13 protein-coding genes and 1 riboswitch are annotated in these 15,030 nt (G+C 54.9%); of the genes, 4 read left to right on the top strand and 9 right to left on the bottom strand.

Annotation, left to right across the window (positions count from 1 at the left end):
* Positions 1-2: 2 nt before the first annotated feature.
* The 3 genes from FND52_RS08205 to fbaB form a co-directional block, all read right to left on the bottom strand.
* Positions 3-725 carry a fimbrial biogenesis chaperone gene (locus FND52_RS08205; protein WP_244290558.1) on the bottom strand — a complete coding sequence of 241 codons (723 nt, stop codon included), beginning with the start codon at positions 723-725 and terminating at the stop codon, positions 3-5.
* A 21-nt stretch (positions 726-746) separates the two neighbouring features.
* Positions 747-1,301 carry a fimbrial protein gene (locus FND52_RS08200; RefSeq protein ID WP_144130435.1) on the bottom strand — a complete coding sequence of 185 codons (555 nt, stop codon included), beginning with the start codon at positions 1,299-1,301 and terminating at the stop codon, positions 747-749.
* Positions 1,302-1,751: 450 nt separating this feature from the next.
* Complete coding sequence (gene fbaB, locus FND52_RS08195) at positions 1,752-2,804, bottom strand: class I fructose-bisphosphate aldolase (protein WP_125291688.1); 1,053 nt, start codon at positions 2,802-2,804, stop codon at positions 1,752-1,754.
* Between the two features lie 243 nt (positions 2,805-3,047).
* On the opposite strand from fbaB, the gene FND52_RS08190 reads away from it, so the two are divergent.
* The 3 genes from FND52_RS08190 to FND52_RS08180 are packed head-to-tail and all read left to right on the top strand — an operon-like array spanning position 3,048 to position 6,300.
* Positions 3,048-4,325: a nucleoside permease gene (locus tag FND52_RS08190; protein WP_144130433.1), complete on the top strand. Its 1,278-nt coding sequence runs from the start codon at positions 3,048-3,050 to the stop codon at positions 4,323-4,325.
* Positions 4,322-5,326, top strand: coding sequence for an ADP-ribosylglycohydrolase family protein (locus tag FND52_RS08185; protein ID WP_144130431.1), 1,005 nt, complete (start codon positions 4,322-4,324; stop codon positions 5,324-5,326). The genes FND52_RS08190 and FND52_RS08185 overlap by 4 nt, the downstream gene beginning before the upstream one ends.
* On the top strand, positions 5,323-6,300 hold the full coding sequence (locus FND52_RS08180; RefSeq protein ID WP_144130429.1) for a PfkB family carbohydrate kinase: 978 nt from the start codon (positions 5,323-5,325) through the stop codon (positions 6,298-6,300). Before FND52_RS08185 ends, FND52_RS08180 begins: the two co-directional genes overlap by 4 nt.
* Here FND52_RS08180 and FND52_RS08175 read toward each other — a convergent pair.
* The 3 genes from FND52_RS08175 to thiM all read right to left on the bottom strand — a co-directional run bounded on the left by FND52_RS08175 (position 6,274) and on the right by thiM (position 8,672).
* On the bottom strand, positions 6,274-7,020 hold the full coding sequence (locus tag FND52_RS08175; protein WP_125291684.1) for a GntR family transcriptional regulator: 747 nt from the start codon (positions 7,018-7,020) through the stop codon (positions 6,274-6,276). The two genes, FND52_RS08180 and FND52_RS08175, sit on opposite strands and share 27 nt — an antisense overlap.
* A gap of 66 nt (positions 7,021-7,086) precedes the next feature.
* Positions 7,087-7,887, bottom strand: a complete 801-nt coding sequence (thiD, locus tag FND52_RS08170) for a bifunctional hydroxymethylpyrimidine kinase/phosphomethylpyrimidine kinase (RefSeq protein WP_125291683.1) — start codon at positions 7,885-7,887, stop codon at positions 7,087-7,089.
* On the bottom strand, positions 7,887-8,672 hold the full coding sequence (gene thiM, locus FND52_RS08165) for a hydroxyethylthiazole kinase (protein ID WP_144130427.1): 786 nt from the start codon (positions 8,670-8,672) through the stop codon (positions 7,887-7,889). Before thiM ends, thiD begins: the two co-directional genes overlap by 1 nt.
* A gap of 34 nt (positions 8,673-8,706) precedes the next feature.
* A riboswitch (TPP riboswitch) is annotated at positions 8,707-8,804 on the bottom strand.
* A 754-nt stretch (positions 8,805-9,558) separates the two neighbouring features.
* Between thiM and FND52_RS08160 the strand changes: the two genes are divergently transcribed.
* Positions 9,559-10,545 (top strand): YadA C-terminal domain-containing protein, encoded by a 987-nt coding sequence (locus FND52_RS08160; protein WP_144130425.1) that lies wholly within the window; start codon positions 9,559-9,561, stop codon positions 10,543-10,545.
* 535 nt (positions 10,546-11,080) lie between these two features.
* On the opposite strand, the gene FND52_RS08155 is transcribed toward FND52_RS08160, so the two are convergent.
* The 3 genes from FND52_RS08155 to fdrA all read right to left on the bottom strand — a co-directional run bounded on the left by FND52_RS08155 (position 11,081) and on the right by fdrA (position 14,975).
* A complete protein-coding gene (locus FND52_RS08155; RefSeq protein WP_144130423.1) occupies positions 11,081-11,980 on the bottom strand; it encodes a carbamate kinase in 900 nt (299 codons plus the stop codon).
* Positions 11,981-12,047: 67 nt separating this feature from the next.
* Positions 12,048-13,307 (bottom strand): YlbE family protein, encoded by a 1,260-nt coding sequence (locus tag FND52_RS08150; RefSeq protein ID WP_144130421.1) that lies wholly within the window; start codon positions 13,305-13,307, stop codon positions 12,048-12,050.
* 9 nt (positions 13,308-13,316) lie between these two features.
* Positions 13,317-14,975 carry an acyl-CoA synthetase FdrA gene (fdrA, locus tag FND52_RS08145; RefSeq protein WP_144130419.1) on the bottom strand — a complete coding sequence of 553 codons (1,659 nt, stop codon included), beginning with the start codon at positions 14,973-14,975 and terminating at the stop codon, positions 13,317-13,319.
* Positions 14,976-15,030 lie beyond the last annotated feature (55 nt).

Genomic DNA, 15,030 nt, shown 5'->3' with positions numbered 1-15,030 from the left:
GATTAATCGGCCTGACGGGCGCTAGCCACCGGACGGGTCACCACCGATCCCTGATCGTTAATCCAGGTCATGGTCGCACCCGGCTCAATGCGGTTGAGCGTCACCGGAACCCGCAGGGTCTCAAAGGGTGCCACGGTGCGTGACGCAATCTGCGCTTTGCTACCCGGCCCGGCCAGATTCAGGCTGGAAAGCGCCAGATAGTAGCCGCTGTCGTTATGAAGATGCAGTACGCGCTTCTGACCCTGGTTTTCCAGCCAGATGCGGGTGGTGTCTTCCATTTTTGTCGGATTGCCCTTGAGATTCGCCGGGCGATACAGCACCTTGACGCGGGTTTTCAGCACCACCAGCAGCTGATTTTTGGCCTGATTCGGATCGCTGGGCGGGATCTGCAGAATATTCAGCCAGTAGAGCGATTCGCGGTCGGTCGGGGCAGCTGCGCCGGTATAGCGCAGCCGCAGCGTATGGCCGCTGTGGGGAGCAAGGCGAAACATCGGCGGCGTCAGCATAAAGGGCGCGCGCGCCGTCTGCGGCGTGGAGGCTTCATCGCCTTGATCCACCCACGCCTGAATCACATTGGGAAAGGCGTCTTTGTTGGTTAACTGGACGCTCACTTCGCGGGATGAGGCCGGATAAATTACCCGGTTTCCGGTCATCACTACGCTGGCAACACTGGTAAAACTGGTGAGCAACAGCCCCCACAACAACAGACTTCTCCCTGGAATCATCACCTGCTCCCGTGTTACGCCTTAAAGGTAGGAAATCGCGTACTGCACGGCACCCACCACGGTACCCGCCGTTGCGCTGCCGGTTGGCGTGAAGTACTGAACCGCGAAATCGTGCTCGCCCGCCGTCTCGCCTGCACGTAACACAATGCCGTCAACGGCTTGCAGGGTGCGCAGATCAATCGCCGTGGTGCCGGTGCTGTCGGTCAGCAGTTGCAGTTCAACGTTTTGCGCATCGCCCGAGTTGGCCAGGTTGCCGCTGGTGGTCACATTGGTGCCGATAAACAGCGTTTTAAGCTGCATATCCGCACTGCCGGTGGCACAGCCGCTTACGCCCATAGTGAAGGTGGTGAGCCCGGCGGTATCCGCTAAATTCGCCAGCTCGTTTTTATTTACCGTCGGCAGTAATACCACCGGACGCGCTGCCGAACCGTTAACGGTGACGGAACAGGTTTGCTCCGTCACTTCGCCACGAAAAGTAATGGTGTTGGCGGAATCCGCCATCGCAGAACACGCCACGAATAAACTCATCGCGCCGCTTAACGCGAACCCTTTTTTAATCAGACCGATCTTTTTCATTGATAATCCTTATTTAATTAGCGACTCAGCGCATCTGTTTTTATAAAAAGCACCGTCCTGCGCCATGCCTAAAATAAGCATGGCGATATCTGTGGATCTCATTAACGTTATGCCCGTTAAGGTAACCAGAAACCCTGAGAGGTCATGATGTTGGATATATTTTCCCTGGTGCCGTTTTTTATGATAGGAATTTTCTTAGCAATTTAAACCTTTATTTTATTAAGGCTATACATGGAAGGGCTTAATTAAGGAAAACGCTCTTATCGTCACCGCTTAATGAAGGTAACTTTATGTTTTTAAATAAATTAAAACATTAACAGCAGACAGAAGCATGCGGGAAGGAGTGAAAATTATTTTTCTTATATGGCGCAGTTAAGAATGCACGAGCGCTATTTCAGAGGTAGCATGCCGTGACCGGACGGCGCTGAGTTCCGTCCGGCGATATCATTATCAGGCGATGGTGACTTTGCTATCCAGATAAACATCCTGAACCGCATTAATTAATTTCACACCATCAGCCATGGATTTCTTAAAGGCTTTACGCCCCAGAATAAGCCCCATGCCCCCGGCGCGTTTATTAATCACTGCGGTACGTACCGCATCGGTTAAATCGGCTTCACCGCCTGACGCGCCGCCGGAGTTAATTAACCCGGCGCGGCCCATATAGCAATTCGCCAGCTGATAACGTACCAGGTCGATAGGATTATCGCTGGTTAATTTGCTGTACACGCGCTCGTCGGTATAACCGTAATTTACCGCTTTATAGCCGCCGTTATTTTCCGCCATTTTCTGCTTCACGATATCCGCGCCGATGGTGGCCGCCAGATGGTTAGCCTGGCCGGTAAGATCGGCGCTGACGTGGTAATCGACGCCGTCTTTCTTAAAGCCGGAATTACGCAGGTAAGCCCACAGCACCGTCACCATACCCAGTTCATGGGCGCGCTCAAATGCCGCAGAGATTTCTTCAATCTGGCGACGCGACTCTTCAGAGCCGAAATAGATGGTCGCACCGACGGCAACCGCGCCGAGATTAAAAGCCTGTTCAACGCTGGCGTATAGCGTCTGGTCATAGGTGTTCGGGTAACTCAGGGTTTCGTTGTGGTTGAGTTTCACTAAAAACGGGATGCGGTGAGCATAGCGGCGCGACACCGATGCCAGCACGCCATACGTCGAGGCAACACAGTTACAGCCCGCTTCAATCGCCAGTTCCACGATGTTTTTCGGATCGAAATAGAGCGGGTTGGCAGCAAACGAGGCGCCTGCCGAATGCTCTACGCCCTGGTCAACCGGCAGAATCGACAGATAACCTGTCCCCGCCAGCCGCCCGGTGTTGTAGAGGGTTTGCATGTTTCGCAGCACCGCAGGCGGACGGTTATTGTCAATCATCACTCTGTCGACATAGTCCGCGCCGGGCAGGTAGAGATTGTCTGCCGGAATGGTCATACAACGATGCTGTAACAGGCTATCGGCATCTTTGCCAAGCAACTGCGCAATATCAGTCATAATACGCTCCCGTAAGTTCCTCAATATGGTGAAATATTCTGTGCCCGCAGGGTTGCGGGCAGCACTAAGTCTGATACTCAACCGAACTATTTTCCACCAGCTGGCGCATTTTTCGCCTGTCGCCTTTCTGCACGCTAAGCTTGAAAACTGTTACCCTGCTCAAAAAAAAAGCTCAAAGGTATTTCAAAGGTATTATTGAATGGTATCTTCAAGGTGTACCCTACAACGCAGGAAACATAAACAATGAAAACCAATCTGAAACTCTCATTCATGATGTTTGTTGAATGGTTTATCTGGGGCGCCTGGTTTGTACCGCTCTGGCTGTTTTTAAGTAAAAGCGGATTCAGCGCCGGTGAAATCGGCTGGTCTTATGCCTGTACCGCCATTGCAGCCATCCTGTCGCCCATCCTGGTCGGCTCGCTGACCGATCGCTTTTTCGCTGCCCAGAAAGTGCTGGCGGTATTGATGTTCGCCGGGGCGATCCTGATGTATCTGGCGGCGCAGCAGACGGAGTTCGCGTTGTTCTTTCCGCTGCTGCTGGCCTATTCCCTGACCTATATGCCGACCATCGCCCTGACCAACAGCATCGCGTTTTCTAATGTCGGTGATGTTGAACGTGATTTTCCACGCATCCGGGTGATGGGCACGATTGGCTGGATCGCATCTGGCCTGGTGTGCGGTTTTCTGCCGCAATTGATCGGCTATGACGATATCTCGCCAACCAATATTCCTCTGTTGATTACCGCCGCCAGCTCCGCATTGCTGGGCGTTTACGCCCTGTTTTTACCCAATACCCCGCCGAAGAGCACCGGCAAACTGAGCCTGAAAGTCATGCTCGGTCTGGATGCCATCATCCTGCTGCGCGACAGAAATTTTCTGGTGTTTTTCTTCTGCTCATTCCTGTTCGCGATGCCGCTGGCCTTCTATTACATCTTCGCCAACGGCTATCTGACCGAAGTCGGGATGCAAAACGCCACCGGCTGGATGACGCTGGGCCAGTTCTCCGAAATTTTCTTTATGCTGGCGCTGCCCTTCTTCACCAAACGTTTTGGTATTAAGAAGGTATTGCTGCTGGGCTTAATCACTGCCGCCATCCGCTATGGCTTCTTCGTTTATGGCGGCGCGGACCACTACTTGACTTACGGACTGCTGTTCCTCGGCATTCTGCTGCACGGGGTCAGCTATGACTTCTACTACGTGACCGCCTATATCTACGTCGACAAAAAAGCGCCGGTACATATGCGCACCGCCGCGCAGGGGCTGATTACCCTGTGCTGCCAGGGCTTCGGTAGCCTGCTCGGCTATCGCCTGGGCGGCGTGATGATGGAAAAAATGTTCGCTTATAATCCGCCCGTCAACGGCCTGACCTTCAACTGGGCAGGGATGTGGGGATTCGGCGCGGCGATGATCGCCGTCATCACGATACTGTTTATGCTGTTTTTCCGTGAATCCGATCGCGAGATCCGCCCCATCGCCGTGGAAAGCGACACCACCGCACTACAGACAGAGGAAGCAAAATGAAACAAACGCGTATTCTCGGCGCCTTATATGGCCAGGCTTTAGGGGATGCCCTGGGCATGCCCTCCGAATTATGGCCGCGTAGCCGCGTGAAAACGCACTTTGGCTGGATTGACCGATTTTTACCCGGCCCGGCGGAAAATAATGCCGCCTGCTACTTCAAACGCGCGGAATTCACTGACGATACCGCGATGACGCTGGCGGTTGCCGATGCGCTGCTGGAATGCGACGGCGATATCAATCCCGATGTGATTGGCCGGCATATTCTGCGCTGGGCGGAAGGTTTCGATGCTTTTAATAAAAACGTGTTGGGGCCAACATCAAAAATCGCGCTCAACGCTATCCGCCAGGGCACGCCGGTCAGCGAACTGGAGAACAACGGCGTGACCAACGGCGCAGCGATGCGCGCCTCGGTGCTGGGCTGCCTGCTGCCTGCGGCTCCGCTGGAGGATTTTGTCGCTAACGTGCGTCTCGCCTCCAGTCCGACCCATAAATCGGATTTGGCGATCGCGGGGGCGACGGTGATTGCCTGGGCGGTATCACGCGCGATTGACGGCGCAAGCTGGCAAACCATCGTCGATGCCCTGCCCTGCGTGGCGCGCTACGCCCAGGAACAGCGGATCACCACCTTTAGCGCATCGCTGGCGGCGCGTATCGAACTGGCGTTACAGATCGTAAGAGAAGGTTCCGGCAGCGAATCCATTTCCGAGCGGCTGTATCAGGTCATCGGCGCGGGCACCAGCACCCTTGAATCCGTCGCCTGCGCCATTGCGATGGTGGAACTGGCGCAGACCGATCCGCAGCGCTGCGCGGTGCTGTGCGCCAACCTTGGCGGCGATACCGATACCATTGGCGCAATGGCGACGGCAATTTGCGGCGCGCTGCACGGCATGGCGGGCATCGACAGCGATCTTAAACGTCAACTGGACGATGCCAACCAGCTTGATTTCAGTCGCTACAGCGAAGCGCTGCTGGGTTATCGTGCCCGCCGGGAGGCGCAATGAACGCCCGCGAACTGACGGATGCGCTGGAAACGTTAACCGCCGCCAGGCCGGTCACGGTGATTGGCGCGGCGGTGATCGACGTGATCGCCGATGCCTACGCTCTGCCGTGGCGCGGCTGTGATATCGAACTGCAACAGCAGAGCGTCAACATCGGCGGCTGCGCGCTGAATATCGCCGTGGCGCTGTCCCGTCTGGGGGTGACGGCGCAAAACGCGTTGCCTCTGGGCCGGGGAGTATGGGCCGATATCATTCGCCAGTCGCTGACGGCGCGCGGCATCGTCAGCGCCATCAATACCGACGAGGGCGATAATGGCTGGTGCCTGGCGCTGGTGGAGCCGGATGGCGAACGGACGTTTATGTCGTTCAGCGGCGTCGAGAATCAGTGGCGGGCGCAATGGCTGGACAGCCTGTGCGTTCCCGCCCGCAGCCTGGTCTCGCTTTCCGGTTATCAGCTTGCCGCGCCCTGCGGCGAACGGCTGGTTGCCTGGCTGGAACAGCTGAAAGACGTGACGCCGTTTATCGACTTTGGTCCGCGCATTGCCGATATTCCGCCGGACCTGCTCCAGCGAATCATGGCCTGCCGCCCCATCGTGTCGCTGAATCGCCAGGAGGCGGCCATCGCGGCGGAGCATCTCAATGTCGCCGCCGATCCACAAACGCTTGGCCGCGCCTGGTTTGAACGCTACGCGGCCCCGCTGATTATCCGTCTTGATAAAGAAGGCGCGTGGTGTTTTGACGGTGCTGACGCCTGCCATGTGGCGGCGTTTCGCGCCAGGGTGGTAGATACTATCGGCGCAGGAGACAGCCATGCTGGCGGTACGCTGGCCGGGCTGGCGGCGGGCTGGACGCTGGCGCAGGCTGTCAGGCTCGGCAATGCGGTCGCGTCGTATGTGGTCAGCCACCGCGGCGGCGACTGCGCGCCGGACCGCGCGGAACTTACCCGACAGCTACTCCTCGCAGACAAAGACGTATAGATCGCTGCGGCAGTAGCTGATGCTGTATTCGACCGGCCGGTTTTGTTGATCGAGCGCCACCTGCTTAATCACCAGCACCGGCACTTTGCTGTCGAGCTGAATATGCGCCTGAAAGTCCGCATCCGGCATCCGGGCGCTGACCCGGCTTTTGGTGCGTTGCGGGTGGATCTGGCGGCTGCGAAAATAGTCGTACAGCGAAACGCCGATGGCGTCCACGTCATCAATTAACGCAGCCGGAACCCAGGATTCTTCAATCGACACGGCATCATCATCCACATAGCGAATGCGCTTAAGCAAAAACACGTCGCTCTTTGCCGCCACGTTGAGCTCCGCCGCCACGTCCTCCGGGCAGGGAATGACGCGTTTATTAACCCACAACGTGTCAGGCTTTTTGCCGCGCAGCATCACCTGCTGAGAAAAGCCGCGCGCCGCTTTTAACGAATACTCAAAAATATTATTGATTTGCGTACCGTAGCCGCGCGAACGCGTGACCACGCCCTCGTCCTCCAGCGCCTGCATCGCTTTACGCACGGTAATTCGCGATACGCCGGTTAACTGACTCAGATCGCGTTCGCCGGGCAGGATATTGCCATGTTCCAGCGCGCCGCTGCGCACGGCGTCTTTGACCGTTTGGGCGAATTTCAGGTATAGCGGGGTATTATCGGGCAACGCAAACCGCGCGATAAGCTGTTCAATCAAATGATTATGAGCGGGTTCCATACGTCTCTCATCCTGAGGAAGAATATCGCCAGTATAATACCAGTGGTATTAGCCTGGCGAACCCTGCTACCACCAGGCGTGGAAATGGTGTACCGGACCGATGCCCTGCCCCACCTCTAACGAATCCGCTGCCGCCAGCGCCGCCGAGAGCCAGGCTTTGGCTTCCACCACCGTATCCGCCCAGTTTTGATGACGCGGGCGCAACGCCGCCAGCGCCGCCGAGAGCGTACAGCCGGTGCCGTGAGTGTTTTTAGTGGCGATGCGCGGCGCGGTAAAGCGCGTTGCGCCGTCGCGAGTAAACAGCCAGTCCGGGCTTTCCGGATCATCAAGATGGCCGCCTTTCATCAGCACTGCTTCGCAGCCGAGCGCCAGCAGCGCTTCGCCCTGATGATGCATCTCCAGCTCATTGCGGGCGTGGGGCGCATCCAGCAGCGCGGCGGCTTCGGGTAAGTTGGGGGTGATCAGCGCGACATGAGGCAACAACCGCTCGCGCAGGGTCGCCACCGCCGACGGCGACAGCAGCGGATCGCCGCTCTTCGCCAGCATCACCGTGTCCAGCACCACGTTGGCGACCCGGTAATGCGCCAGCCGTTCGGCGACTGCATCAACAATGTCCGTCTCCGCCAGCATGCCGATTTTCACGGTATCGATACGTAAGTCGCTGAACACGGAATCAAGCTGCGCCGCCACAAAATGCGGCTCGATGCGATACACCGACTGCACGCCGCAGGTGTTTTGCGCCACCAGCGCGGTGATCACCGTCGCGCCATAGGCTCCCAGCGCGGAGAAGGTTTTTAAATCCGCCTGGATACCCGCGCCGCCACTGGGATCGGTACCGGCAATGGTCAGAGCGTTAATGCGTTTCATCATGCCCCCTCCATATGCAGCTGGTACAGCGCGTCGAGAAAGAGAGACGGGAAGCTGCCCGGCCCCTGGCTTTGCGCTGCCGCCCGCTTGCCCGCCAGCGCGAAAATCCCGCATGCCGCCGCGACGTTTTCCAGCCGGGAGCCCGGCAAGGCGCAGGCCGCTGCGACCACGGCGGATAGCGCGCAGCCGGTGCCCACTACCCGCGTCATCAGCGGATCGCCGCCGTTAATGGTCAGGGTACGATCGCCATCGGTAACGTAATCCACCTCGCCCGTCACCGCCACTATCGCCCCGGTTTGCTGGGCCAGTTCGCGGGCCGCGCTCACCGCTTCCTGTGCGGCCTGAGTGGTATCCACGCCGCGCCCGCCTGTGCCGTTGCCGGCCAGGGCGAGGATTTCCGAGGCGTTGCCGCGGATCGCCGCCGGTTTTTGCGCAAGGATTTCCCGGGCGAAGCGGCTGCGAAACGCCAGCGGGCCCACGGCGACCGGATCGAGCGTCCAGGGTTTGCCCGCGCGGTTAGCGCCGTCAATCGCCGCCCGCATCGCCAGCGCCTGCTCGCGGGTCAGGGTGCCGATATTGATCAGCAGCGCATCGGCAATGGCGCTAAACGCCAGCGCCTCTTCGTGATCGACCACCATAGCGGGCGACGCGCCCACCGCCAGCAACACGTTGGCGGTAAAAGACTGCACGACTTGATTGGTCAGACAGTGAATAAGCGGCGAGTGGGTAGCCAGCTGGCTGGCGACGTGCGCGGTATGCGCGGGGGAAAGCAGGTCAGGTTGCATGTTTCGCTCCTGCCAGGCTGTGAAGAAGGGATACCCGGCAGGTATCTGACTTCCCTACGCTGGCATTATCCAGATCAGGTGGTACGGGTATTTCTCAGCCTTCTTTGATGAAGGGCACCCCGAGTCAAATTACACAAGATTCAAGTGTTTAGCGGATTATAACCGAGTGTTAATTTTGATACAATGAATTGAGCGTGCAATAAACAATTACCACATATTTACCGTAAGAATTACCACAAGCTATATTGACGTGAGAAAGAAGGGATTATCCGGCCTGTATGACGTGAGAGAGATACGTAAGGGTAAGCTAATCCAGTATCATTGCAGATGTACAGTCCGGCTTACAAATGGCTAGAAGGGAGTGATTGATATCGTAGAATTGTATAATGTCGAATTGTTAGCATTTAACAATAAAACAAATTCAAATGGCTTTGAATTCATACAGCAAAGAGAATCATCAACATTTACTTAATAGCCAGGCTTATATCATAGGTGATTTTGTATGGCTGCTTGCAATTCTCTTTATTATCTAATTCAGGATTGCGGAATAAGAATAACTTTAAGTTACTTCACATAGAATTGAATTGAGTAATTTTTGCAATTTATTTTTTTAAAATTATAGGGAGATATATTTTTTCCTCTCATCCATCTACCACTTGTTAACGTATCTATTTGATTAATTTTGGATAATGCCAGTTTGTCTCATCCTACCTGTTTAGCTATTCGTGCTTTATGTGATCTACATCAAACTTTTAATGACTATTCTCCGGGATACTTACTTCGCGTTACTAAAAAAGATACAACCTGACATTGATGTTATACATCAATGAGGTTTCATTCGGCTTAAAGAAGGTAAGTCTTTCTAATCTAGAGAATTAATTAAAAAATGAAACGTTCAATTCTGGCTGTGGTTGTGTTTGGTGCTGTTTGCTCTGGTTCTGTAAAAGCTGCTGATGTAGCGGCTTCTGATGTTAAATTCTCTAACGGTTGGGATCTGGAAACAGTAAACCAGCAACAAAATGCTGTTGCAATCGACCATGAGGATCGCATTGCTGATAACCGTAGTGCTATCCTCAAAACCAATCAGGAAAACTTACTTCGTGATGATCAGATTAAAACCGCAGATGATAAAGCTGATGCTGCTTTGCAAGGGGTAGTTAAAAACGGCTCTGACATTATCACCATGCAAGGGAAAGTCGATAATAACACCTCAGCTATTACTGGTGAGGCAAATCAGCGTCATGTCGCTGACCTGGTTTTACAGCGTAATATTGACACAAAGGTTAGTAAGCCTGAGTTTGATACTGATCAATCCCGTCAAGATAGCCGGATTGCAGCGCTTGAGAATGCGCCTAAGCCGCAAGATGGGAAAGACGGGGCGCAAGGCGTAGCGGGTAAAGATGGTAATAATGGTAAAGATGGGTTAGACGGGAAAGACGGAATTACCACCACCATTAATAAAGTGCAAGTAGACACGGCTACTCAAGCTAAAGTAGCAGCCAATAGCCAGCAAATCAGCACCACCACTAACCAGGCTGCAAGTGTAGCTAAAGATCTGCAAGATGCTAAGAGCGTATTTGCTAAACAGCAAACAGCATCTAATGCACGATTCAAATCGTTGAGCGATAAAGTAGAAGGTAATAAGAAAGAAGCGCGTAGCGGTGTAGCTTCTGCTGTCGCCATCGCCTCTATGCCTCAAGTGGAAGCAGGTCAAAAATTCATGTTCTCTGCTGGCGTAGGTAGCTTTAAAGATGAGCAAGCTGTTAGCGTAGGTGCTTCTTTCCATGCTGGTAGCGCTACAGTGAAAGCAGGTATAAGCGAAAGCACTAACGATGATCTTGCTCTGGGCGCAGGTGTTGGATTTGGCTTTTGATTACTAATTTTAATTCTGCTCCTTCACTGACGAGGGAGTTTTGTTAAAATTTATTATTCTCTTATCGGTAAATTTGAAAAAATTATCATATTGTTTTGGCCGGATGCTACGTTGTATCCAAATTTTAAAATAGTTGAAATTTTTTCTTTATTGAAAGATTTTAAGAAATGAAAATCACTCACTTAGCAGGGATTATCTTCTTAGAAAATATATCTTGATCCTGCAAATGGTGAGATCGGTTGTAGGGATAACATCGCCATATGGGGAAGTAACCACCATACACAATCTGGCGCTATCGGCTTCTTTATTCACCTGCTTAATATCCTGCCTGGTGACTGCTTTTACATCCGTTGATGCCCCCAAAACTACGCTGGCATTATCCAGATCAGGTGGTACGGGTATTTCTCAGCCTTCTTTGATGCAGGGCACCCCGAGTCAAATTACGCATGAAGGATAAGGAAGCACCTTTTTAAAAGCAAGCGATGACGAGGAGCGGAGCGGCGCATTTGCCCGCTCCGCTGGCCTGCTTACGCCGTTAGTCAGGGGCATAACGAATACAGGTTCCCGCCCGCCCTGCGAGAATCAAATCGATTTGATCCAGCGCGCCAATCCAGGCACTTTTCTTTTGGCTGCGGACAAAATCACTGACAGCGGCCACTTTTGGCCCCATCGAACCGTCATTTTTGACAAGCGGCGCAAGTTGCTCCGGCGTCGCCACCCGAATAGCGTATTGTTTTTCGGTACCCCAGTGCGCATATACCGCGTCCGCATCGGTGAGAATAATCAGCCCGTCGGCATTCAACTGCTGCGCCAGTAACGCTGCGGCAAGATCCTTATCGATGACCGCTTCGGTGTGCGCGCCGTTTGCCACGGGAATACCGCCACCCCCGCAACACACCACCATATGCTTGCTTTCCAGAAGTTGCTTGATGGCATCACTGTCGAGGATTTTTTTCGGGCGCGGCGAAGGGACAACCCGACGCACCCAGTGGCCATCGGTTTTCATTTGCCAGCCGTAGCGCTGCTCCAGTTCATCCTGCTGCTCCCGGGCGTATACCGGACCGATAAATTTACCCGGATCGTCAAAGGCGGGATCGTTGGGGTCGATTTCAATACGCGTCAATACGGTGGTGATGTTCGGCATGCCCGGCTGGGCCGCCAGGCGCTGTGCCAGCATATAGCCAATCATGCCCTGGCTTTCCGCAACCAGTACATCCAGCGGCCAGGGTTCCGCGTGCTGGCATTGGGCATTTTGTAACGCCAGCATCCCCACCTGCGGGCCGTTACCGTGAACTAACGCCAGGCGGTATTTTTGCGCTAACCGACCAAGCGATGCGGCAACTTTATCAATATTGAGGTATTGATTTTCCCATGTCAGCGCTTCTCCACGCTGAAGCAGCGCGTTGCCGCCGAGTGCAATAACCAATGTTTTCATCCGCGATCCTTGTTAAATGAATGAGAGAAAAACGGGCGCAGCGGCTGCGCCCGGAAGGCTGGTGTTATCAGTAGACATTCATCGACTCGCCAAGCGCTTCCAGCGCCTGTTCAAAACAGGCCAGCGGCGCACGTACGGTGCCCGCGCCAATCTGGCCGATACCCGCTTGCTGATGGGCGATACCGGTGTTGATAAGCGGCGTAATGCCGGTTTCAACGACGCGGCGAATGTCCAGGCCCAGACAGGCTCCCTGGAAATCCCACCCTGGAATGGCGAGCTGACTATTGCGATCCAGGTAGATTTCCGCCATCTCGTCAGAAACGCTTTGCGCGGCATCCATTCCTCCAGCACCGACAAAACGCGTCACCCCCGGCGCGGCAATCATCGCCGCGCCGCCGATGCCAAACGCTTCGGTTATGGCGCTGTCTCCCATGTCAGGATTCGCCTGTTGCTGGGAATAACCGGTGAAAAAAAGTCCTTGCGGCATATTCACCGGCGCAGTAAACCAGCGATCGCCCAGGCCGCTGACGCGAATGCCAAACATTTTTCCGTTGCGGGTCATCGCCGTGACCACGCTACCGGCTTTGACTTGCGCGCCCGCGTCCATCGCCGCTTTGCAGTAGGCCATCGCAATATTGAGGAAAAACTGGTCGGTGACTTTGAGGAAATCCAGCACCTCGGCTAACTGTTGGCGCGGGCAATCCAGGCGCACAATAATGGGAGCCAGGGTGCGCATGAGCAGCGCGGAGGTCGCAATATTGCGCTGATGAAATTCATCTCCCATGGTAATGCCTTGCGCCATCATCGCACCCAGATCGAGTCCCTCTTCCAGGGTGCCCAGCGCCATACTCAGTATCGGCGACAGGACGTCGCGCATCCAGCGCAGGCGTTGCTGAACGTCCTCGCCATAAGCGCCAAAGCGCATCACTTTGCCTATACCTTCATTCAGGTTGCAGTAGGCGTAATTCCCGTCAGTCAGGTTTTTAACCACCAGTACCGGCATACTGGCCGAGGTAATCCCTCCCATAGGCCCGACGGCATTAACATGATGGCAAGGCACGAACCGCACGTTGCCGTTATCCAGCAGACGGCGGGCCGCAGTCTCATCGTTTGCCCATCCTTCGAACAGGCAGGCACCCACGCAGGCTCCCTGCATCGGGCCGGTCATCTCGTCCCAGCGTAGCGGCGGGCCGGCGTGCAGCAGCGTCATTCCCTGATTAAGATCGTCTATGACGCAACCTGCGGGTTGAACATCCAGCCAGTGAGGACGGGCGTTGCGAATTTTTTCAATTACAGCAGCATTGGCAAGTGCAACAGATGTGTACATATCAACCTCTTATTTTAAACGCGCTAATAGATGAGCCAGTTTCTTGTTGCCACCCGCAACGGGGCCCCACTGGTAATGAACCACCGGACAACCTGACTTCTGAAGATCCTGCGCGAAGCTACGCAGCCCGGCGTTAATTACCGAAACCTGCTGTAATAACGCCGGCAGTTCGGCATGGCAGGGTTTTGGCGGTGACTGAATCAATGAATAAGCCAGCAGTACGGCCTCAACCAGGCTATCGACCACCGTCACTCCTGCAGTGCGCAGCGCAGCGATTTGCGCCGAACGGCCCTGAGGGTCCTGTTCAGTACCGGTGACGGTTGCGATGATGGCGAGCGGCGTTTCCCGGCGGCGGCAGATTTCCAGCGATGCGGCCAGCGCCCCTGCAGGATCGGCCTGAGCGCCATAACCGATGACGATGTCCAGCAACAGCACCCCGATTTCTGGACGCTGCGCCAGCCCTTCAATCAGGTGATTACGCTGGGTGGGATCAATCATCGGATGGGGTTTGCCGACGGTGTAAAAATCATCTCCTAAATCGATGATCCGGTGACCATCGGCCTTCAGCATGGTGCCTTGTGGGTGGGCTGGATTGAGCGTAACGCCAAGCTGTTCTGCCAGAAGCATCGCGGCTTCAGCGGCCAGCGTACCGCCGGTATACAGCCCACAAATTTTCCCGCCGGGAATACAGGACAGCTCAGCACTCCGGCGCGCTACGCGGGCTAACAGGCACGCCAGGCGCGAGGCTTCGTCGAGGGTACTGGCGAGCCAGACATTACCGACCCGGCGCTGTGTTACCGGGTGCCCAAGAAATAGCGCGACCACAGGCTTACCGGTGGCGTGCATCGCCTCCATTATCCTGAGACGCACGGCATCGGCGGGAGGTTTGGAGACAAAAGCCAGTACGCGACTTTCAGGATCGGCTTTCAGCATATCCAGCGCGCTTAATGCGCTAATTCCTCCAACCTCAGCACTCAGATCGCGCCCGCCCAGGCCGATGGCATGAGTTATTCCCTCGCCCGCCAGAGCAATCTGGGAGATCAACTCCTGAATACCGGTACCCGATGCGCCAATAACGCCAATATCGCCCTGGGGCATCACATTGGCAAAAGCCAGCGGGGTCCCGGCCAGGATTGCGGTACCGCAGTCCGGCCCCATCACGATAAGCCCCTTTTTTTGTGCCGCCGTTTTTAAGGCGATCTCCTGTTCCAGCGGCACGTTATCGGAAAAAATCATGACGTTCTTTTGGTTATCCAGCGCCTGCTGTGCCAGCTCCGCTGCGTATTCCCCGGCCACGGAAATCAGCAACAAATTGGCCTGAGGCAATTTTTGGCATGCGCTTTCCCAACGGCGCGCCTGAACGAGGCGGCTACCGCCAGCGTTGCCCTGCGCTAACGTCTTCAGCGCCTCCTCGAACTTTTGGCGAACCGTCTCTACCATTACGCCATCGTCATAGCGGGTACGAATAGCGACGCAAACGTCGTTTGGCGTGGCAGTTAAAAAGTCCGGATGCCAAAAACCGGTATTCTCCAGCAGCGACTTATTGGCTGGCGTTCCCATCATGATTGAAACATCATCAACATCGTCTGATTCACTTAACTGGCGAGAAATAATCATTAAGCTAACGGAATCCTGGAAGCATCCTTTCTTAATAAAGGCATGAATCATTATCTATTCCTCATTAACATAAATACTGCAAACAAATTTCATTCACGGACAGGCT

It is taken from the genome of Atlantibacter subterraneus (assembly GCF_007570865.1).
GTDB classification, from domain to species: domain Bacteria; phylum Pseudomonadota; class Gammaproteobacteria; order Enterobacterales; family Enterobacteriaceae; genus Atlantibacter; species Atlantibacter subterraneus.
This window is presented reverse-complemented; position numbering and strand designations above follow the sequence as displayed.

Bases quoted from the DNA above. Each gene is read 5' to 3' on its own strand.
- thiM (WP_144130427.1), bottom strand. From the start codon at position 8,672: ATGCAACCTGACCTGCTTTCCCCCGCGCATACCGCGCACGTCGCCAGC.
- FND52_RS08200 (WP_144130435.1), bottom strand. From the start codon at position 1,301: ATGAAAAAGATCGGTCTGATTAAAAAAGGGTTCGCGTTAAGCGGCGCG.
- fbaB (WP_125291688.1), bottom strand. From the start codon at position 2,804: ATGACTGATATTGCGCAGTTGCTTGGCAAAGATGCCGATAGCCTGTTA.
- FND52_RS08150 (WP_144130421.1), bottom strand. From the start codon at position 13,307: ATGTACACATCTGTTGCACTTGCCAATGCTGCTGTAATTGAAAAAATT.
- FND52_RS08190 (WP_144130433.1), top strand. From the start codon at position 3,048: ATGAAAACCAATCTGAAACTCTCATTCATGATGTTTGTTGAATGGTTT.
- FND52_RS08155 (WP_144130423.1), bottom strand. From the start codon at position 11,980: ATGAAAACATTGGTTATTGCACTCGGCGGCAACGCGCTGCTTCAGCGT.
- FND52_RS08180 (WP_144130429.1), top strand. From the start codon at position 5,323: ATGAACGCCCGCGAACTGACGGATGCGCTGGAAACGTTAACCGCCGCC.
- FND52_RS08185 (WP_144130431.1), top strand. From the start codon at position 4,322: ATGAAACAAACGCGTATTCTCGGCGCCTTATATGGCCAGGCTTTAGGG.
- fdrA (WP_144130419.1), bottom strand. From the start codon at position 14,975: ATGATTCATGCCTTTATTAAGAAAGGATGCTTCCAGGATTCCGTTAGC.
- FND52_RS08160 (WP_144130425.1), top strand. From the start codon at position 9,559: ATGAAACGTTCAATTCTGGCTGTGGTTGTGTTTGGTGCTGTTTGCTCT.
- thiD (WP_125291683.1), bottom strand. From the start codon at position 7,887: ATGAAACGCATTAACGCTCTGACCATTGCCGGTACCGATCCCAGTGGC.
- FND52_RS08205 (WP_244290558.1), bottom strand. From the start codon at position 725: ATGATTCCAGGGAGAAGTCTGTTGTTGTGGGGGCTGTTGCTCACCAGT.
- FND52_RS08175 (WP_125291684.1), bottom strand. From the start codon at position 7,020: ATGGAACCCGCTCATAATCATTTGATTGAACAGCTTATCGCGCGGTTT.